Below are 20,698 nucleotides of genomic sequence, written 5' to 3' on the forward strand. Positions count from 1 at the left end.
GGTTAGTACAGCTAAAATTTGCCTTGACATGAGGGGAGGTCTACTTTTGAAAAAACAAAAAATGAACAAATTATATCTGATTTTCTGACTGTTACATAAGGGTCAATTGAAAATCAGACTTTAGTCGGACAATAGTGATAAAATATATTCCTTCGGGCAATGAGTTTCCGGCATCGTCAGTTCCGTCCCAAATTACTGAATATAAATCTGAAGCGACAGCATCCCCGATCAGGGACCTGACGACGCGGCCCTGCACATCAATTACAACAAGGTCGAAAATAATATCCTGATTCACTTTAATAAAAACTACCGTTTCCTCATGAAGAGGATTTGGGTGAACGCTCAGCCGGATATCAGGAGTGGCAACCAATGATGGCTCTTTTATTCCAATTGAAGCATTGAGTCCTCCACTTAAGCATGTGACACTGCCACTTCTGCCCCCTGTGACAACCTCCATCGATCCATCGCCGGTTATATCGGATATGGCAGAAATGGCATCAACAGGATCACCGGTATTAACCGATTCAATCTCTGAACCATCTGTGCCATCCAGGAAATAGCAATAATTATCAGCGTAAAGAGTGCCAATAATGACATCATTGATTCCATCGCCGCTGATATCTTCTATCCTGTCGATATTACATGGCATATCGGCGACAGGTTTCAACCAGATATTCTGGCAGGTCATACCATCGACTACAACTGCATTGGAGCCACTATGTCCAATAAGAACGTCAGGATGTGCATCCCCATTCACGTCATTGAGTTTTTCGAATCGCAGGATGAGGCAAGGGCCAATGCTTGAATTATGAATAACAGAACCATCAGCAGCATCAAGCAGATAAAGGTGTCCGCCAAAATCACCTGCCATCACATCTTTTATCCCATCACCATTTGCATCATCTGTCTGTGTCAGAGCCCACACCGATGTACCTTCGGCATATGCTGTCCATAAAATGTTACCATTCAGTCCATTGATACCATACACACGGCCTTCGTTTTCACCGGAATCAGAAGCTCCTGCCAGAACATCGGGTTTCATGTCGCCGTTAAAATCCTCAATACCAATGACTGAAAACACAGGTCCTTCAGTGACACAATCCCATATAGGTATTCCGGTAAAGGCATCCAGGCAATAGATGCGCCGTGGTCCGGTATTATTGGCATCATCGCTGGTGGCAGCGAGGATGTCGGATGTGCCGTCGTTATTGTAATCATAGGAATAATTCACCTGATATACCCATCCGCCATCGCCATATTCATGTGTATCGTGCTTCCAGATGATACTGCCGTCCTTTCCTGACAGGCAAATGATTGATCTGTCGCCCCATGCTGTGCCGGCTACCAGGTCATTATAACCGTCATTGTCCAGGTCGGTGGTCGCAGACAGTGCATTTTGACTATATACAGCACCGGCATATATTTCGCGCTCCCAAAGCACATCAGCTGTACCGGATGAATTGCCATTCAAACACCGGATAAAATCATCCTCGGAGCAAATGATCACTTCATTAATCCCGTCGCCGGTGATGTCGTTTAATGGTGCAATGGCCTTCGGGCTGTTATCATAGCTGGTGGTGATGGAATAATCCCATAATAGCGTACCCACCGGATAATCCTGATTAAGGCCAGTACCCTCAAGGGTAAGTTCAGCAGGATTATAGAAAGGATCATTATTTATTATATCAATTGTGGCGGTGTAGTTCATATTCTCTTCAGGGTGGAACCATATCCCCAGCAATGCAGAGCCCTGCACAGGGATTTGGCATGGCAGCGAAAAGCCCTCATCAGCAAAAAAATGTGAATCATCAAATATAAGATCAGTGATTATCAGCGGCTCATCACCCAGATTCCTGATCTCAGCAAACCACCGGGTAAAGGCATTCATCCTTACATTCTGATAATCGTGCCAGGATTCGGTAAGGAACAGGGATGGTCCAGATATAACTCCCACTCCGGTAAGTGTAACATCCACTGCCAGGTGGACAGGATCATTGGAATACACTGTAATTAACGCATTTAAAGGAATAGGATCCTGAGGTTTATATATCAAATCAACAAGGATTTGGTCACCAGGCGATAGAACTGCCGGAAAGGCATACCAACTGAAAATGGGCACAGCGTCAGGAATGGCAATATGGTCAACAACCAGATCACCTGTACCCGAATTATTGATTTCCAGATACCATACAACCGAATCACCGATGGTGACAGGACCATAATTATATTCCGCTACGGGGATGTTGATCTGAGGTGTTCCCGACCCGCTTAGGTCAACTTTATACAAGGTGCTGGGTGAGCCAAGCTGGCCATCGACATACCAGAGGTACTGACCGTCATAAACAATCCCTGAGGGTTTGATACCCTGTGAAGGATGGTTTTCAAGGACATTACCCGATTGATCAAGTTTATAGATCATATCTGCATTATAGTCAGCCACCCATAAACTTCCATTTTCAACACAAATATCCCATGGTTGCTGATTAGGTGATTGAAACTGGACCAGCACGTTGCCTGACGGATCGACTTTGTAAATTTTTCCCGGATCCGGATAATAGGTGGCCACCCAAAAATTGCCATTATCAAAGGCGATGCCCGACATATAGTGATCGGGCAGGATAATCTGGCTGAGGAAATTGCCGCCGGATATATCCATTTCTGTTGCCTGTGCCTGGTTTGAGCTGCTAACGGGCTGTATTATCGTCCACAGGTTAGTTCCATCGCAGGTGAGGCCGAAAGCATCATCGATATCGGGATTGGAAAACTGTTCAACATAGCTGCCATCATCAGGATTGATACGATAAACCTTATCGCTGTTCACTCCATAAATGCCACAGAAGAGGTATTCTCCATCGAATGCCAGCCCGGAGGCTTTCCCCGGAACGGTATATGTGGCCAGTATTGTCCAGTCACGGTTGTGAATTCCGGTTGTTGATGAAGAGACCTGATCACCGGGAGAAACAGCAGATTGTGAGCCAGCGGTCAATGACGCCAGCAACAGAGGAAAAATTAAATGGATTTCAATTTTTTTCATCTTGGAATTTTATTTTTGAAGAGCAATATGGTCGCTTTTCCGCCGGCACCCTCGTTTGAAATAAACATATCGCCAGCCTTCGTAAAGCAGATTCCCTCGGGTTGGGCAAACAGGCTCATTGAAAGGGTCATCATTGCCAATAACTGCCCGTCCCTATCGAGTATCAGAAGTGTTTTGCCGACATGAGCCAGTACAAATAAATAACCTGTCACGGGCTGTATAGCGATGCCTGAGGGCTGAAAGACAATATTACCATCCGGATCAAGGGCAGAAGCCAGATCATAGGAAAACCGGCCATAGGTATCCAGATTTTCATTTTTTTCTATTTCATTGACATGAATGATCAGGAAAGGATCTTTTATCATTTCCTTTTTAGCAAGATCGAACCGGTAAATCGCCCTTTTATGTTTGCCTGTTTTATCCTTGTCAAGGAAAGGATGGCCTTTACAGGCAATCAGGAGTGATTTTGTTAAAGAGTCATAACATAATCCTTCACAATCATTTTTAGGGCCTAATTGGGTTTGATATGATCTGATGCTTTGGCCTTTTTCTCCCGGATTTTCGACCTGAAAAAGATGGCCGTTGCTTTCAAGTACATAAAAAATTTTATTAACGATAACTATATCCTCATAATCGCCGTCTTTGGCAAAGGAAAATTTTCCGGTTATTTTGCGGGAGGTTGTATCAAATATGAAGATGATCCCATTTTCATCCTGGATACAGGCTATATGGAAGCTATCAATCATAGTAATTCCTGAGATTTCATAAAGATCATCGGGGAGATAAAATATTCGGTCAGGTGCTGAAAGATCGAATGGGAATTTTGATTTATCAATGCTTATACTATCCGTTAAGGTATCTGAACGTGTATTTTGCGGGGTTATATGGCAGGATATAATAAGTGCTTCAAGAACCAAAAGGAGAAAAAATAATAATGCTCCAACAAAGCGGTTTCTGGGAAAAAACAATATTTTTTGTTTAATACCTGACAAATTCATATTTGCCGGGTTACCTTTGCCCGATAATCTGATATTTCCAGTGCCTAAACATGAATGACGAATTTATAAATAAAAATTATAGTAGGAGAAATAAAATGTTTTTTATCTTTAGAAGGAATTAAAAGCTACAAGCTGCAAGCTACAAGCTGCAAGCTTAAGGTCTCAGGTCTTCGGGTCTCAGGTCTTCAGGTGTTCTATTAGTTGACCTGGTACCTGTAAACCCGGTAATCGCAGACCTGGTACCTGCAACCTGATACCTGTAGACCTGAAATATGTATACATTGATACTAATCGCTTTGCCCCATGAATCTCATATCCGATATTGAAAATTACGCAACCGGCATACTGAACTACAGCGACTCACTGGGATTACCGTACCATAATTTGTCACACACCAGAGAGATTGTCGATGCTGTCGCTGATATTGGCAGCAATTCCGGACTCACGAATGAAGAGTTAGAGAATGTAATCATTGCAGCATGGTTTCATGATCTCGGGTATTCTGTGAATTATGCCGATCATGAAACTGAAAGCATCAGAATGGCCACGGAATTCCTGGCTTCCAGAGGGTTTGATGAAAGCCGGATAGATAGTGTCGCCGGATGCATCACTGCGACAAAGATTCCGCAATCTCCTAAAAATAAACTCGAAGAAGTCATCTGTGATGCAGATATGTATCACCTGGCCCTGGAAAATCATCTTGAGCAATCACTACTCCTGCGGAAAGAACAAAATGCCTTCAGAGTAAAAAAAACCGGCATAAGCAGGTTTATGAAAGAGACACTGCAATTTCTGTTGCGACCATATTATACTGAATATGCCAGAAGACAGTTTACCCAAGGTAAGGAAAAAAATATCAGCCTGATGCTGAAAAAAATTGAAGAGCATAAACGCAGAAAGAAAGACAGTAAAAAAGAATTGAAAAGTAAAAAAGAAGAACGTGGCGAAGCCCAACAACTCCGTAAAGGGCAGGATGGAGGAAAGACAACACCGACAAACAAAGACTTCCCGACAAGGGGTGTCGAGACCATGTTCCGTGTTACCGCCGCCAAGCAGACCAACCTCAATTCGATGGCGGATAATAAATCACACAACCTGATCACGCTGAATACACTAATCATTTCAATTATCGCCACATTGATTGTCAGCAAATACAAGGATTTCCCCTATCTGATCATTCCGGCTGTCATATTTTTAGTATCATCATTTTTGACCCTGCTTTTTGCTATTCTGGCTACACGGCCAAGGATCTACAGTGAAAAAACTACGGACGAGGATATAAAGAATAAAAAAATCAACCTGTTGTTCTTCGGCAGTTATTTCCGTATGTCACTTGATGATTATCTGAAAAATATCAGGGCAACAATGCAAGACTATGATCAGGTATACAACATGATGATCATGGACCAGTACTTTACCGGTGTCGTATTGGCAAAAAAATATAAACTTATACGGATTTCCTTTCTGATTTTTATAATTGGCTTCCTGGTAGCTCTCATTACTTTTGGGTATGCCATGTTCAGGTATTCCTAGTTTTCGCTAGGAATTATTATTTAATGCCGAATATTATCTTCACCGGCGGATTACCCTTTGATCTTTTTAGTCACAATGCTGAGTATATCTTCTTCGAGCAATTTGGCTTTTTTGACAATTTCAAAGCCTTGTGCTAATTTTTCCTCAACAAATGCTTTATCTTCCAGTGCTGAGGCATTTACTTTTATATTAAGCCAGGCGCCAATGACGCCGGTGCGGGCAGCGAGAGCGCCAACGCCGGCATCGGATACCGAGTTGGGATTGCCGGTTTCGGCCATGGCTTTCATCACTTCCATCGATTCAAAACAGAGGGTCATAGTCCTGAAAGGTACTTCAATAGCATAACGTGTTGCATTTTGAATAGCTCTGTCACGGGCAGCTTTTTCCTCTTCAGTTCCTTTTGGAAGCTCAAAAACAGCCATGATCTGGTTGAATGCCCTGGTATCTTCATCCACCATTTTCAGCAGCTCATCATGGTAGTATTTTCCTTTTTCAGCCCACTTGGAGAACTCCTCCCATCGGTCATCCCAGCCACGTTTGTGAGCTGACAGATTAGCCACCATGGTACCCAGTGCCGCGCCCAGGCTACCGATATATGCCGATATAGAACCGCCACCTGGCGCCGGCGACTCAGAGGCAGTCTCATAAACAAAATCGGTGAGACTCATGTTAACCAACTTTTCTTCGCTTTTATCCTCAAGGATATATTCAATGATCTTCTTGTCAGGGTCAAAGGGATACAATTCATTAAGGCCAAGTGATTTGACAGCAATCCTGATAATTTCCCTGTTGGAAATGCCAACAGATCTCTGCTGTTCGCGAAGATAATGCTTCCCTGCATCCAGCATAGCCTGCAGTGGCACAAGCCCGACAATTTCAGATCCTGTGACGCGTAAACCTCTGTCATGAGCCTTACGACACACTTCATCAAAAGCGACATGAATGGGTGTAACTGTAATATCAGTCAGGTTGATCGATATCTGTGCTATGCCATATTCCTTGATAAACCAACCGATAGCTTTGACCTTTTTCAGGGTACCGGGTATTCTGACTTCGCCGTTCTCATTGGATTTCGCCTTCCCTGCTGCCGGGTCATCGGCTTTCACCACACGTCCCTGTTCCCTGATATCAAATGCGATAGCATTGGCTCTGCGGATAGAAGTCGTATTCAGATTTACATTGTATGCTACGAGAAAATTACGTGCACCAATAGCCGTTGCGCCGCTTTTCGCATTGAAGTCGGCGGGGCCGTAATCGGGTTTCCAGTGTGGATCGGCCAGTTTCTCCTTCAGCCCTTCATATTCCCCAGAGCGGCAGTTGGCCAAGTTACGCCGCTCGGATTTTGTGGCGGCAAACTCATAACAATAAACAGGTATGCCAAGCTCATCGCCAACCCTTTTAGCCAGTTTGTGTGCAAATTTTACTGTTTCTTCCATAGTAATATTGGCGATGGGAACCAGCGGGCAAACATCTGTTGCGCCGAAACGTGGATGCGCCCCTTTATGCTTACGCATGTCAATCACCTCCGAAGCTTTCTTTATTGCCCCGAAGGCTGCTTCAATCACTTCATCGGGGGTACCGGCAAAAGTCACCACCGTCCTGTTTGTTGCTTCACCAGGGTCAACATCCAGCAGCCTGGCACCTTCAACGGTCTCAATCTGATCCGTGATCTGTTTGATTACTGATTTGTCGCGTCCTTCGCTGAAATTTGGCACGCATTCAATTAACTGTTTCATGATTCTACAAATATTAGGCTATTAGCTGATAGCTGCGAGTTGCAGGTTGCAGGTTACAAGTTACAGGTTGCAAGATTCAAGTTATTGATTTTTTAATTGTATGTTTAATAAAGGTTTCCAAAATGTCAATCGTTTGTCTTGTAACCTGTAACCTGTAACCTGCAACTTTATTATTTATATACTTCCCCATTTAATATTACCCGCTCAACCTTATTGTCACCAAAGGCATAAGGCATGTAGAGATAAGATGGTATCTCCTTTGTAATGAACACATTTGCTCTCTTTCCGATGGCTATGGTTCCAAGTTCTTCGGCCACATCCATGGCATAGGCTGTATTGAGCGTACAGGCATTAATTGCTTCTTCCGGCGTCATTCTATAAACAATACATCCCAATGAAAGGATGAATTGCATATTGCCTGAAGGTGATGACCCGGGATTATAATCGCTGGCCAAAGCCAATGGCAGACCGGCATCGATCATTTTTCTTGCTGGGGCAGGCGGTAATCCAAGGAAAAAGGCCGAGCCGGGCAGAATGGTGGGCATCGTATCCGATCCTGATAAAGCGGCTATTTCGGCATCTCCTGTATATTCCAGATGGTCGACAGAAAGCGCATGATGCCTGACACCTGTCTGGACGCCACCTGAGAAATCCAGTTCGTTGGCGTGAATTTTTGGTGTGAGCCCATATTTAAAAGCAGCCGTCAGGATGCGGTCGGTATCCTCAACTGTAAAAAAATCTCTGTCGCAGAAAACATCCACAAAGTCAGCCAGACCTTCGTCAGCGACCCGCGGCAGCATGTCGTTGATCACCAGATCGACGTATGCTGACTGTCGACCTCTGTATGCCATCGGAATGGAATGGGCACCAAGAAAAGTAGCCTTAATAGTCAAAGGTGAAATGCCTTTCAATTTTTTTATTACCCTCAGCATCTTAAGCTCAGCTTCGACAGTGAGACCATATCCGCTTTTGATCTCCACTGCCCCGGTTCCATAGGCAGCTATCTCATTTAAACGCTGAAGGGACATCTGCGTCAGCTCTTCTTCGGAAATATCATGGAGTTCTTTAGCAGAATTCAAGATACCCCCGCCCCTTCTGGCAATTTCTTCATACGACAGTCCTTTGATCTTGTCGACAAATTCAATTTCACGGCTGGCAGGATAAACCAGATGTGTATGAGAATCGCACCAGCAGGGAAAAACCAACCTGCCGGTGGCATCAATTTCAGTCAGAGAGCTGAAATGACAAACCCTGGAGGAGGTCAACCGCGACATGTGGCCAAAATCGGCTATCTTCCCGTCCTCGATGAAAAGGTATGACTCTTTAACTGTCTCCAGTCGTGACATATCCTTTCCGCATACTTTCTTCCTGGATTCCTTTTCGACCTGGATAAGATCCCTGATATTTTTAATGAGTATCCTATTCAATATCAATTTTATTTGATCGATTCTTCGTAAAAAAATTTTATTTACACCTCATCATACAGGACACGAAAATAGTAAAAATGTTCGAATGTAAACAACCCTGATCTAAATCGTGGGATATATCAGAAAATATCAACACAAACAGAATCGGATGATTATCTTTTTTTTACCTTTGCCTTTTTGTTGAATATACCCTAACTAAGACTATGAGAACCAAACAAGCACTGTTAGGACTTTTGCTCCTGGGTTTTATATCTGTTACATTCGCCGAAAAGGTTGACGTTGAGCACGCTAGACTTGTCGCTACAAATTTCCTTTACGAAAAAGTCAACCAATACCGGCAACCTGTCGACTATAGTACCATCGTTATCGAAGGAGTATATACTGAAAAACACGAACAGGAAGCAACCTATTATGTTTTCAACATTCAGGGTGGTGGCTTTATCATTGTAGCCGCTGACGACCTGGTGACGCCGGTATTCGGATACTCCTACGAAGGCGCTTATGATCCCGAAAAGTATACCGATAACTTTTCAGGATGGATGAAACATTACAGCGACATGGTGGTCTGGGTAAGAGAAACCGGCTATCAGGCTGAACCTGAAACAAAGAAAGCCTGGAATCATTTACTTACTAACGACATAACCACACTTTCCGTGCGGGGAGGACGTGATATAGCTCCAATGCTCATCTCGACCTGGGACCAAGGATCTCCATATAATGAATTATGTCCGACAGCTAGTGGCGGACACTGCCCGACTGGCTGCGTGGCCACCGCCATGGCCCAGATCATGTATTACTGGAGATATCCCCTCGTCGGCACGGGCTCCAATTCATATAACTGTCCCGGTTATGGCGTGCTGACAGCAAATTTCGGAAATACCTATTATGACTGGAATGCCATGCTGAACTCATACACCCCCGGAAGCCCGGAACAAAGTGCCTTTGCAGTCGCTCAGCTGCAATATCATGCCGGCGTCGCCGTTAACATGCAGTACGGGCCTGGTGCCTCCGGCTCACACAGCTACCTCGCAGTGCCGGCACTGAAAAGTTTCTTCAACTACTCATCGTCCACATCACGCGCAGTGCGATCACAATATTCTCAAACTACCTGGGAAGACATGCTTATTAATGACCTTGATAATGGCAGACCGCTATATTATTCCGGGGATAATGGCTCAGAGGGCCATGCTTTCGTCTGTGATGGCTACCAACTCGGCACACCCAACTATTTCCACTTCAATTTCGGATGGAGTGGTTCCGGTGACGGTTACTATACTGCTGATAATCCCCAGGAATTTTCCTATAACCAGGAGGCCATCAAGGGTATCTATCCTGATGATGCCACATATACTTACCCCTATTTCTGCAACGGTTCATCGGTAGTGAATACTACCAGTGGCACCTTTGAAGACGGGAGCGGCCCGCTGGCAGATTATGAAAATGGAACCGGTTGCAACTGGCTCATCACACCAAAGGAAACAGATTCCGTTGAATATTATACCATCAGCTTTGAAAAATTTAATACACAATCCGGAGACATAGTGAATATTTACGATGGTGAAACCACAGAAGCCCCGCTTCTGATGAGCCACTCCGGCGACCAGATACCTGGAAGTGTGCAGTCATCGGGATCTAAAGTATTCGTGACTTTTACTTCCGATGGCAGCGGAACAGCTCCCGGGTGGCAGATAAAAGCTACACCATATATGCCCCAATATTGCTCCAATATGACTGCTCTGACTGACCCTACAGGTTCATTTACCGATGGCAGCGGTGATAAAAACTATCTTGGGAGTTCATTATGCCATTGGAACATAGATGTGGAAAATGCCAATCATATCACGGTCAACTTTACTTCCTTTGATCTTGAATTGGTGAATGATTATTTACAGATCCTCGATCTATCAACAAGTCCGCCGACTGAGCTGGGTAAATTATCCGGATCAATGATACCCGGTAATATCACCGGTGTCGGTCCATTGATGATTACGTTCAGTACCAATAATATCATTAACAAAGGTGGTTTTGCGGCAGACTATGAAATCGACAACGTTGGTGTCGACGAAAAGGATCCGTTTGCCTCTCTCAGTGTTTATCCAAATCCAGCGACCGACCTGCTGAATATCCGGTTTAAAATCATTCACTCACAAGAGATTGAAATCAGCCTGACCACAACAGCAGGGTATACCGTTTATAGGTCTGATATGTATCGTCTTTCAGGAAACCAGGATTTGCCGGTTGATATCTCAAACTTCACGAGCGGCGTTTATATTTTAAGGATAATGGGTGATGACGGAATAGTAATCCGAAGGATCATCATCCAAAAGTAATATTCCTGCAAGCCTTAATCTTCGATGTAATGCAATTGTAATCATTATTTTATAATTAAAAATCCTTTAACATCCATGAACCACACCCGTACACATGTCGCATTCCCCATCCTCATCTTATTCATCTTCATTTTAACAACTCCCCTCTTCTCAAAAGAGGTAAGCCTGAATGATGCTGAAAGGGTGGCCAGGAATTTCTTCTATGAAAGAGGCAATCAGTACTTTCACCCTCTTGCTTACTATGAGATCAAAGTCAGGAGCACTTTTTCGGAGAAATACGACAGCCAAATAGTCTATTATGTGTTCAATGTGAATGACGGATATGTTATTGTCTCGGCTGATGACGCCTATGTACCGGTTATCGGATATGCGTATGACAGAGCTTATCAGAGTGAAAATCAGCCAGATAATTATAAGGGATGGATGGAGAATTATGCTAAACAAATTGTATTTGCACGGAATTTAGACATGGAAGCTACAAGCGAAATAAAGAGCGATTGGAACAGGCTAATGACCGAAGACATCACACTTCTTAATACAACCAGCCGGAGCAGAAGTATCAATCCATTGCTGACCAACCTTTGGAACCAGGGCAGTCCTTACAATGCATGGTGTCCTGAAGATGCTTCCGGACCCGGAGGGCATGTCTATGCCGGATGCGTGGCCACAGCCATGTCGATGGTTATGCATTACTGGCGTTACCCCCTACAGGGTACAGGATCACATTCTTATGATGCCTGGGAATATGGTAACCTTAGTGTCAACTATGGAGCTACAACCTACAATTGGTCTGCTATGCTTAACGAAATAAAAGTCAGCAGTTTCCCTGAAAGCATCGATGCCGTGGCTCAATTGCAATATCATTGTGGCGTAGCAGTGAATATGGGTTATAGCCCCACCGGCTCAGGCGCATATAGCCAAGATGTGCCAGAAGCCATGAGTTCACATTTTAATTATGCAGCCGACATCGATTTTGTTGACAAGGACAATTATTCTACCACCGGCTGGATCACACTGTTACAATCACAACTCGACATAGGCTGGCCAATGTACTATTCGGGTTTTAACGGATCAGGCGGACATGCCTTTGTCTGCGATGGTTATCAGGGTGAAGAATTCCATTTTAATTTCGGATGGAGCGGACAAAATAATGGATACTACACCGTTAATGAAGTCGGCGGTTTTAACATGGGGCAGGGCGCAGTCATCAACATTCATCCCGGTGAAGACTACCCCTATTTCTGGGATCAACCTGTTACCGTTACATCCAAATCAGGCTGTATTGAAGATGGCAGCGGGCCCGTGACTGACTACCAGAATAACACCACCATGAGCTGGCTCATTGACCCTCAGACAAGCGATGATTCCATTTCGGGCATTACATTGAAATTTATTCATCTTGAAACGGAACAGGATAACGACATTATTACCATTTACGATGGCGGGGATACCGATGCAGCGGTTCTCGGTATGTTTTCGGGATCTTACTCAGGTAATCTCCCCGTGATCACATCAACTGGTAACAAAATGCTGGTGATTTTTACCAGCAATGATAATATCACCGCTCCGGGATTCCAGGCCGAATTTATTTCCACTATCGCCGAGTATTGCAACGGGTGGATCACCCTCACTGATCCCAGCGGCACCATTACCGACGGCAGCGGGACAAAACCTTACAATGACAATTCTTTATGCAGGTGGAAAATTGACCCTCCTGATGCCAGCAAAGTGACACTGACCTTCACTTCATTTAAGACAGAGGCTGATCATGATTGCCTTCAGGTGATTGACCTGTCATCAGATCCTCCCGCTGAAATCGGCAAGTTTTCGGGTAATCAGATACCACCCTCTCTTTCGACCAACGGCACTATGTTGCTTAACTTTTGTACCAATGGTTCAGTAACGGCTGATGGATGGGAAGTCACTTATGAAATCGATTATGTTGGAATGGATGACAACACCCTTGCTGAAAATATGAGTATCTTTCCTAATCCGGCCAGCAACAAGGTGAATATCGCATTAACGCTGAACAATGCCGGCTCAGTTCACATTGAATTATTGACGCTGACCGGAGTGAAAGTATATAGCCTCATTGATGAATTTCAGGCTGGGAAAAATAATAAAATTCTCGATCTTACAGGGATTTCAAAAGGGATATACATGCTCAGGGTTTGGAATGACCGGGAGGTGACGGCGACGAAATTGATCGTTGAATAAATTATTCCGTTTTCCTTATATCTATTGGATGGCGTCCCTACGGGACTATTTGGATTAATTGTACATCTTCAAATCGGTCCTATCATACCACCTCATTTTCAAACTGACTTGTTATCATCAAACTGCCCGCTGGTAGAAAAAACAAGGTGTTTATTTATTTTTTCTGAATATGTTTTCTGAAATTTATTTTCATTTCACCCTCTTTAAGCTTTTCCAGTTCTTTTTCAGTCAGGATTCTGTCTTTCGTGCAATGATTCCATGGCGTATTATAATCTTCCCGCTTTAGATCGAGTGGAAGGTTCATTTTATCATATTCCAAAGGCCAATATTTCTTTTCAAGATGTGATAAAGGATAAATTGCTTTATAATGAATTATTCCTTTCTTCATTTTCAACAAATCCTTATTGAAATCAAATAAAAAAACCATAGGTGAAATACTTATAGCTCCATCATTTTTATCACGAGGCGGTGAAATATAATTATCAATCTTTTTTTGCACCACTCCATAATTATCTCCGGACAATAGGCTATCGTTTATTATAATATTATCTGCCAATATAAAAATGTAAGAATTCTCATTTTCAAAATATCCCAATTTTATATTTTTTACGTTAAATGGGGATTCATCTTTATCACCAGGTGGCCCAAAAATCATTAGAATTCTATTATCATCCTCATCGCAAGTTGTTATTTTAAGTACATGATTATATGTCCAATTTTTCATATAATCTTCCGGACAATATAAATCAATAATTTTATTGGCACATTCATCTAACACGAATTTAAATTTTTGGGGATCATTTATTTCAATACTCGGTTGTTGCGAGAAACATAAATAGGAGGAAAATAGAAAAATTACTATTTCAATACCCTTTTTTATTTTCATGTTAAATACTTTTGAATCTTTGAATGGCATCCCTACGGGACTGTTTGAAATAATTGCACATCAACTATCGGTTCTATCATACCACATCATTTTCAAATTTTCAAATTTTCAAATTAACTAATTATTCCCCGGCCTAATATAGTGAAATTCTTCATAAATCGTGCTGGGTTAAAAATTTCTTTTGTGCCATCCCTATGGGATTCGATGCATTATGGTTTATTGCAATGGCTATTGATTATCGTCCCTACGGGACTATTGAATGGCGTCCCTACGGGACTGTTTGAAATAATTGTACATCAACGCATCGGTTCTATCGTACCACCTCATTTTCAAATTGACTTATTTTCAAATTTTCAAATTGATAAATTATCCATCGTTTCCCCGCCCTAATGTAACGAATTTCTTCATAGAATCAGTTTTTATTGGTTTGTTTTTATTACAATAACAATCCAATTATATCTTATACGAACATCATAATACATTTTAAGCCAGAAAATATTCGCCAGGAGGGTCACATTTTACATTCTCTGGGATTAATATAAAAAAGACATAACAGCCAAAGGTAAGAACACGAAAGTGAAAAAATATAAATTGGAATTCTGGATTCAAAATGAGTTCCATAGGAGCACCACCCATCAGTCCCGTAAGGACGCCATTAAATAGCAATCCAATCCAGCATTTCCATATAGAGTCCCGTAGGGACGTCACCCAATAGGCACAAAAAATATCATCTATGGCAAACACATACACAAGTTGTTATATCCATTGCGTTTTCACCCCGCAGGGCAGAAAACCCATCCTGACATACGATATTCGTGAGAGTACATTCCATTATATCGGGGGCATCGCAAATAATTATAGCATGAGGCTCCTGGCAGCAGGGGGTTTAAGTGATCATGTACATTTGCTGATTTCACTGAGTCCTGAGGTTTCCATCTCAAAAGCCCTTCAAATTATAAAGTCCAATTCCTCGCGATGGATAAGGCAGAATTATCCTTCAATGAAGAATTTCCGGTGGCAGGAAGGATTTGGTGCGTTTTCGGTTGGCGTTTCACAGATTGACAGGACGAGAAAATATTTGAAAAATCAGGAGACGCATCACAGGAGGAGGAATTTTAAGGAGGAATATCTGGCATTTCTGGTGAAACATGGGATTGCATATGATGAACGTTATGTGCTGGGATGAAAACTATTTTGTGTCATCCCTACGGGATTCGATGCATAATGGTTTATTGAAATGGCTATTGACTATCGTCCCTACGGGACTACGGGACTATTGGGTGACGTTCCTACGGGACTATTGGGTGACGTCCCTACGGGACTCTGGGGTAGATACGATATGACGGAAGAGAATTTTTAGGGTAACAAAGAGATTGACATTTTTATTAAATTTATCGCACATAATTTAACAGATCTGACAATATGAAAACTATACCCTTTTTCGTTTTAATCAACCTCCTTATATTCCACTCATCCGGGGAAAATATCACCGACGAAAAGGCGCAATTGGCGGGTAAAAACTTTTATTATGAATGCCTGAACAGGTATCAATACACCGATTTTAACAGTGTTCAGGTTATCAAAACATGTATTGTCAGGGCGGAAAATGAAGTGGTATACTATGTTTTCAATTTCCGCCCTAAAGGATTTGTTGTTGTTGCGGCTACAGATGCCGTGATGCCCGTTTTGGGTTACTCATTCACTGGTAGCTACACTGAAGAAAACCAACCGGACAATTTTGCGGGATGGATGGATCATTACAAGGTACAAATTTTATATGCTATCCGTAATGATCTGACGGGTGAATATGTCATCAAAAATCTTTGGGAAAGGATGCTGACCGAAGATCCCGGCACGCTGCAGCCTTTGAAGGATCAGCGTAATGTTGAGCCCATGCTCAATTCGACATGGAATCAGGGTTACCCTTACAATGCTTTGTGTCCGGAAGATCCTGCCGGACCAAATGGCCGCTGCTATGCGGGATGTGTGGCCACAGCCATGGGACAGGTGATGTATTACTATCGCTGGCCCGACACCGGAACTGGATCCTATACATATCAGCATCCGGAATATGGCACCATATCGGCCGACTTTGGCAGCACAACCTATAAGTGGGACGACATGGTGAACCAAACCACGATGCCCAATTTTGCCATTGCTGAGCTTCTGTTCCATCTTGGAGTTTCAGTTGATATGGATTATGGTCCGGATGGCTCCGGCATGTGGAATCATAAGGCAGCCTATTCGCTGCGCACCTATTTTAAATACTCACCCAAAACTCAGTATGTTTTCAGAGACAGCACCAGCATGGACTGGGACAGCTTGGTGGTGGCACACATCGACAGGTTCATGCCCTGCTATTATGCCGGATGGGCCGATTACACTTACACCAGCGGCCATGCTTTTGTGGTGGATGGCTACCAGGGCGATTACTTCCACATGAACTGGGGCTGGAGTGGCTCCTTTGACGGATACTTCCTGCTCGATAACCTGACACCGGGAGGTAGTAATTTTAATTATGCACAGGAACTCATCATCAACTGCTTTCCGGATACGGTAAATTATGTATATCCGGAATATTGCACAGGCACTAAAACACTGACAACCAAAACAGGAACCTTCGAAGATGGCAGCAGTCCCATGTATCCATACCAGAATAACACATACTGTAACTGGCTGATCTCGCCTCAGACACAAGAGGATTCCATATCAGATATCACACTCACATTTAACAGGTTCGGCACTTCACAGGGCGACACGGTATTTGTCTATGACGGAAACTCAGAAAACAGTGTCCTTCTGGGGGCTTTTTCCGGTGACGAGATACCCGGAGCGGTGACATCTTCAGGCAACCAGATGCTGATTGCCTTTCATTCAAATGAAACCGATGTGAATGCCGGGTGGTTTGCCAGCTATTCAACCTCAACGCCGGAATGGTGCAGTGGCTCTACGACTCAGACCTATCCGGCAGGACAGGTCGGCGACGGAAGCGGCACATTCAATTACAGCAACAACTCCATCTGCCAGTTCCGGATCATGCCTGCAGGTGCTTCATGGGTCACCCTGACGTTCAATACCTTTGCAACCGAAGAAGACGCTGACTGGGTAAAAGTCATCGATTTGGGCAGCCAAACCGTTATTGGAGAATTTTCGGGTAGCACCATTCCCGAACCGGTGACAGCCACAAGCGGTAAAATGCTCATCCTTTTCACTACCAATGGCAGTGTCACAGCACAAGGATGGGATGCTACCTATATCTCTGACCTTGTCGGAATTGCCGGCAGCTATGTTCCTGAAGACTTCCTGATCTATCCCAATCCTGCCAAAGACATGGTGATGTTCAGGTTTACACAGAATAATCTTCAACAGGCTTCGCTCGAAATAATGAATCTCTCCGGCCAGATCATCCGATCTATTGCTTTGACTGATCAAAATGACAGGGCAATAACGATAGATGTTACCAATTTCACCGGAGGCCTCTATATCGTAAAGCTGACAACTCTAAATGGAACCACCATCAAAAAACTGTTTATAGATTAGCCCCCGCCTCCGCGTTACTCCGTGATCCTCCGTGTTACTCCGTGGTTAAATTCTGATGATTCTTTACGGAGAATAAAATAACTCAATGCCCAAATCCAAGGGGCGTCAATTCACCCCTTTTCTCAATGCACTTTATTAAAAATATCTTTACTTTGCAAACAATTTTATTCATTGATGGTTATAAATCAAACAGGCAAAAGAAAAAAATGAAAAGATACGGATTAATTAGTTTTATTGTAATACTGGTGGTTATCGCCGGCTTCACATCTGCAAACGGTATGACAACCGGCAGATCAGTGAGGGACTCAAAATTGCGGACAGAATCAGTTTTGCTTAATCCAGGCGAAGATGAAGGAAAAGTGATTGTCCTAAACAAAGAGTTATTCCTGAAAAAGGTCTGGAACTATGAGAAAAATCCTGACACCTGGATTTATGAAGGTGATAAACCCTGCATGATCGATTTTTATGCTGACTGGTGCAAGCCCTGCCGGATGGTAGCGCCTATAATGGAGGAGCTGGCTCAGGAATACAAAGGAAAGATCATTATTTATAAAGTCAACACACAGGTGGAACGGGAACTGGCCAATGTATTCCAGGTCACCAGTATTCCCCGCGTGTTGTTCTGCCCGATGAAGGGCAAACCGCAAATGTCGGTCGGTGCTCTGCCTAAACCAACATTTATGCAGGCTATCAATGAAGTATTACTGGTGAAATAAATTCATATTAAACTATTAAAGTAAAATAAAACGACGACAATGGAGCATTTGACGAAAGAGATGTTTCTCACTAAGGTCTTTAATTATGAAAAAAATCAGGACTGGAAATTCGAAGGGGTGATACCTTGTATCATTGATTTTTATGCTGACTGGTGCCAGCCCTGTAAGGCACTTTCACCAGTTCTGGAAGAGCTGGTCAAGGAATATAATGGCAAGATCAATATTTATAAAATAAATACGGAAGAAGAAAATGAGCTGTCAGCTATCTTTGGCATAAGAAGCATCCCAAGCATGCTTTTTTGCCCGGTTGACGGAGAGCCGCAGATGGCCGTCGGGCTTTTACCCAAGCCAAACCTTATTCAGGCTATTGATGATGTCCTCCTGAAAAAGAAAGCAAGCTAAGAACGATGCTCAGTGAATCACTCAAAGGTTATACTCCCTGTTGCCTACTTGCCGCCGGTTGAGTATTTCACCTGGTTAATGTCAGCCGATGAGGTTGTCCTTGAAATCCAGGAGAATTATGTCAAGCAGACCTACCGGAACCGCTGTTATATTTGCGGTGCCAATGGCAGATTAATGCTCAGCATTCCTGTCATTAAAAATACGGGGAACCATACCCTGTTGAAAGATATAGTCATTTCTTACCGGCTGCCATGGCAACAAATCCATTGGAGGGCTATTACTTCAGCCTATAGTTCTTCACCCTATTTCCTGTACTATAAGGATGAACTGCAGCCTTTTTATGAAAATCAGATTAAGTTCCTTCTCGATTTTAATTTGAAACTTTTTGATATCATTCTGTCTTATCTGGGGATTCCCGAAAAATACTCTCTGACTGAAAGGTACATCCATGATCCCCTAGCTGCGATGGATCAACGTACGCGCTTGAATCCCAGACATAAACCAACTCTGGAATTTCCACCTTATACCCAGGTGTTCCATTATAAGGCCGGTTTCATCCCGAACCTGAGTATCATTGATTTGCTTTTCAACATGGGGCCGGACTCCAAAAAGTATCTGTGTCAGCTTTTGAAATAAAAAAACACTGTTAAAAACATCGTATATTTATCCCCATGAAAGAATTTATATGGCAAAAGGTATCTGTCATTTGACATTAATCCCTGTGAGAAGTGAGCCATCAGACCGCTCGGAGATGGTCACCCAGATGCTGTTTGGCGAACTGGATGATATTATCGAAGAGCAAAAAGACTGGGTCAGAGTGATAACAGATTATGATGGTTATGATGGATGGATTGACAGGAAACAGATTTTGGAACTCAGCGATGAAACGTATGGAGACCTGAAAAACTCCTTACACTATCTGACTCTTGACCTCATGCATCCGATCAGTGTGGCATGTAAAAAGGGCACCATCCCATTGGTTATCGGAAGCTCCCTACCCGGGCTGAGAAACGGTACGTTACTATTTGGCAAAAGGGAATACGGATATGATGGGAATACGAAGCTGTTTTCGGAGACAGCCGACAGGAAAATGCTGACCGGGTATGCTATGCTCTATCTTAATTGTCCTTACTTGTGGGGTGGGAGGTCACCCTTTGGGATTGATTGTTCCGGCTTGACTCAAATGATTTATAAACTTGGCGGCAGGAAGCTTAAACGCGATGCTCACCAGCAAGCCATGGAAGGAACTATAGTGTCATTTATTTCGGAGGCTCAGCCGGGTGATCTGGCATTTTTTGATGATGAATCCGATAATATCATTCATGTCGGGATGATCCTTGGTGATGGTAAAATCATTCATTCCTCCGGCCATGTCAGGATTGATACCATCGATCATCAGGGCATTTATAATATCCACCAGAAATGTTACACACACCGGTTAAGGGTAATTAAAAACCTGCTCCCATCCTAACAATTTATTAACAATTCTTTGTAGTCCCACCCCTGCTCCATCCTTATATCTGCCTTAGATATTCCTTTCTTATCAAGCCCTTTATGAATTGACACACCTAAAAATCCCAGTGCCGGACAAAAAGTTGATAACTTTTAAATTGTTCAACTGCAAAGGATTAAACACTAAATAACTTTTTATCCTGAAAATTTCATTTTGACCGGGATTTTCATATTTTCGACGACTTTATGAAATGACCAATAACCTAAATCATTAAATTATTATCTATCATCATAGATTTTCACGTTAGTAATTACCCGTATTTTTATTACCTTGATTTACCCTTTTATTATTGCTTACGCTCAGATATACAATAAGATATCGCATTTACCCGTCCGTCTTCTTATTTTTGTATACGGCATATTAAAA

The 20,698-nt window shown here is 43.0% G+C and carries 14 protein-coding genes; 9 read left to right on the top strand and 5 right to left on the bottom strand.

Going from position 1 to position 20,698, the window contains the following annotated elements; genetic code table 11:
• Positions 1-91: 91 nt before the first annotated feature.
• Positions 92-3,034, bottom strand: coding sequence for a PQQ-binding-like beta-propeller repeat protein (locus tag NT175_02590; protein MCX6233597.1), 2,943 nt, complete (start codon positions 3,032-3,034; stop codon positions 92-94).
• Positions 3,031-3,780 (bottom strand): SdiA-regulated domain-containing protein, encoded by a 750-nt coding sequence (locus NT175_02595; GenBank protein ID MCX6233598.1) that lies wholly within the window; start codon positions 3,778-3,780, stop codon positions 3,031-3,033. Before NT175_02595 ends, NT175_02590 begins: the two co-directional genes overlap by 4 nt.
• A gap of 555 nt (positions 3,781-4,335) precedes the next feature.
• Between NT175_02595 and NT175_02600 the strand changes: the two genes are divergently transcribed.
• Positions 4,336-5,565 (top strand): DUF5706 domain-containing protein, encoded by a 1,230-nt coding sequence (locus tag NT175_02600; protein MCX6233599.1) that lies wholly within the window; start codon positions 4,336-4,338, stop codon positions 5,563-5,565.
• A 50-nt stretch (positions 5,566-5,615) separates the two neighbouring features.
• Here the strand turns inward: NT175_02600 and ftcD are convergent, their stop codons facing one another.
• Positions 5,616-7,301 carry a glutamate formimidoyltransferase gene (gene ftcD, locus NT175_02605; GenBank protein MCX6233600.1) on the bottom strand — a complete coding sequence of 562 codons (1,686 nt, stop codon included), beginning with the start codon at positions 7,299-7,301 and terminating at the stop codon, positions 5,616-5,618.
• Between the two features lie 170 nt (positions 7,302-7,471).
• Positions 7,472-8,728: an imidazolonepropionase gene (gene hutI / locus NT175_02610; GenBank protein MCX6233601.1), complete on the bottom strand. Its 1,257-nt coding sequence runs from the start codon at positions 8,726-8,728 to the stop codon at positions 7,472-7,474.
• A gap of 203 nt (positions 8,729-8,931) precedes the next feature.
• On the opposite strand from hutI, the gene NT175_02615 reads away from it, so the two are divergent.
• Positions 8,932-11,058 carry a C10 family peptidase gene (locus NT175_02615; GenBank protein ID MCX6233602.1) on the top strand — a complete coding sequence of 709 codons (2,127 nt, stop codon included), beginning with the start codon at positions 8,932-8,934 and terminating at the stop codon, positions 11,056-11,058.
• 75 nt (positions 11,059-11,133) lie between these two features.
• Positions 11,134-13,275, top strand: a complete 2,142-nt coding sequence (locus NT175_02620; GenBank protein ID MCX6233603.1) for a C10 family peptidase — start codon at positions 11,134-11,136, stop codon at positions 13,273-13,275.
• 154 nt (positions 13,276-13,429) lie between these two features.
• Here NT175_02620 and NT175_02625 read toward each other — a convergent pair whose 3' ends face one another.
• A complete protein-coding gene (locus NT175_02625) occupies positions 13,430-14,161 on the bottom strand; it encodes a hypothetical protein (protein MCX6233604.1) in 732 nt (243 codons plus the stop codon).
• Positions 14,162-14,894: 733 nt separating this feature from the next.
• Here NT175_02625 and tnpA point away from each other — a divergent pair.
• The 6 genes from tnpA to NT175_02655 all read left to right on the top strand — a co-directional run bounded on the left by tnpA (position 14,895) and on the right by NT175_02655 (position 20,290).
• Positions 14,895-15,347 carry an IS200/IS605 family transposase gene (tnpA, locus tag NT175_02630; GenBank protein ID MCX6233605.1) on the top strand — a complete coding sequence of 151 codons (453 nt, stop codon included), beginning with the start codon at positions 14,895-14,897 and terminating at the stop codon, positions 15,345-15,347.
• A gap of 236 nt (positions 15,348-15,583) precedes the next feature.
• Entirely contained in the window at positions 15,584-17,701 is a 2,118-nt protein-coding gene (locus NT175_02635) for a C10 family peptidase (protein ID MCX6233606.1), read from the top strand.
• A 152-nt stretch (positions 17,702-17,853) separates the two neighbouring features.
• A complete protein-coding gene (gene trxA, locus NT175_02640; GenBank protein ID MCX6233607.1) occupies positions 17,854-18,417 on the top strand; it encodes a thioredoxin in 564 nt (187 codons plus the stop codon).
• Between the two features lie 39 nt (positions 18,418-18,456).
• Positions 18,457-18,819, top strand: a complete 363-nt coding sequence (locus NT175_02645; GenBank protein ID MCX6233608.1) for a thioredoxin domain-containing protein — start codon at positions 18,457-18,459, stop codon at positions 18,817-18,819.
• Positions 18,820-18,831: 12 nt separating this feature from the next.
• Positions 18,832-19,455, top strand: coding sequence for a WbqC family protein (locus tag NT175_02650; protein MCX6233609.1), 624 nt, complete (start codon positions 18,832-18,834; stop codon positions 19,453-19,455).
• Positions 19,456-19,504: 49 nt separating this feature from the next.
• The gene (locus tag NT175_02655; protein ID MCX6233610.1) at positions 19,505-20,290 is read left to right on the top strand and encodes a C40 family peptidase; all 786 of its coding nucleotides are present in this window, start codon (positions 19,505-19,507) and stop codon (positions 20,288-20,290) included.
• Positions 20,291-20,698: the final 408 nt, after the last annotated feature.

Source organism: Bacteroidota bacterium (genome assembly GCA_026391695.1).
In the GTDB taxonomy this organism is placed as follows: Bacteria; Bacteroidota; Bacteroidia; order Bacteroidales; family JAGONC01; genus JAPLDP01.

What these genes read in the sequence shown, in the direction of transcription:
- NT175_02590 (MCX6233597.1), bottom strand. Translation starts at nt 3,034, where the DNA reads ATGAAAAAAATTGAAATCCATTTAATTTTTCCTCTGTTGCTGGCGTCA.
- NT175_02595 (MCX6233598.1), bottom strand. Translation starts at nt 3,780, where the DNA reads ATGATTGATAGCTTCCATATAGCCTGTATCCAGGATGAAAATGGGATC.
- NT175_02600 (MCX6233599.1), top strand. Translation starts at nt 4,336, where the DNA reads ATGAATCTCATATCCGATATTGAAAATTACGCAACCGGCATACTGAAC.
- ftcD (MCX6233600.1), bottom strand. Translation starts at nt 7,301, where the DNA reads ATGAAACAGTTAATTGAATGCGTGCCAAATTTCAGCGAAGGACGCGAC.
- NT175_02615 (MCX6233602.1), top strand. Translation starts at nt 8,932, where the DNA reads ATGAGAACCAAACAAGCACTGTTAGGACTTTTGCTCCTGGGTTTTATA.
- NT175_02620 (MCX6233603.1), top strand. Translation starts at nt 11,134, where the DNA reads ATGAACCACACCCGTACACATGTCGCATTCCCCATCCTCATCTTATTC.
- NT175_02625 (MCX6233604.1), bottom strand. Translation starts at nt 14,161, where the DNA reads ATGAAAATAAAAAAGGGTATTGAAATAGTAATTTTTCTATTTTCCTCC.
- tnpA (MCX6233605.1), top strand. Translation starts at nt 14,895, where the DNA reads ATGGCAAACACATACACAAGTTGTTATATCCATTGCGTTTTCACCCCG.
- NT175_02635 (MCX6233606.1), top strand. Translation starts at nt 15,584, where the DNA reads ATGAAAACTATACCCTTTTTCGTTTTAATCAACCTCCTTATATTCCAC.
- NT175_02645 (MCX6233608.1), top strand. Translation starts at nt 18,457, where the DNA reads ATGGAGCATTTGACGAAAGAGATGTTTCTCACTAAGGTCTTTAATTAT.
- NT175_02655 (MCX6233610.1), top strand. Translation starts at nt 19,505, where the DNA reads ATGGCAAAAGGTATCTGTCATTTGACATTAATCCCTGTGAGAAGTGAG.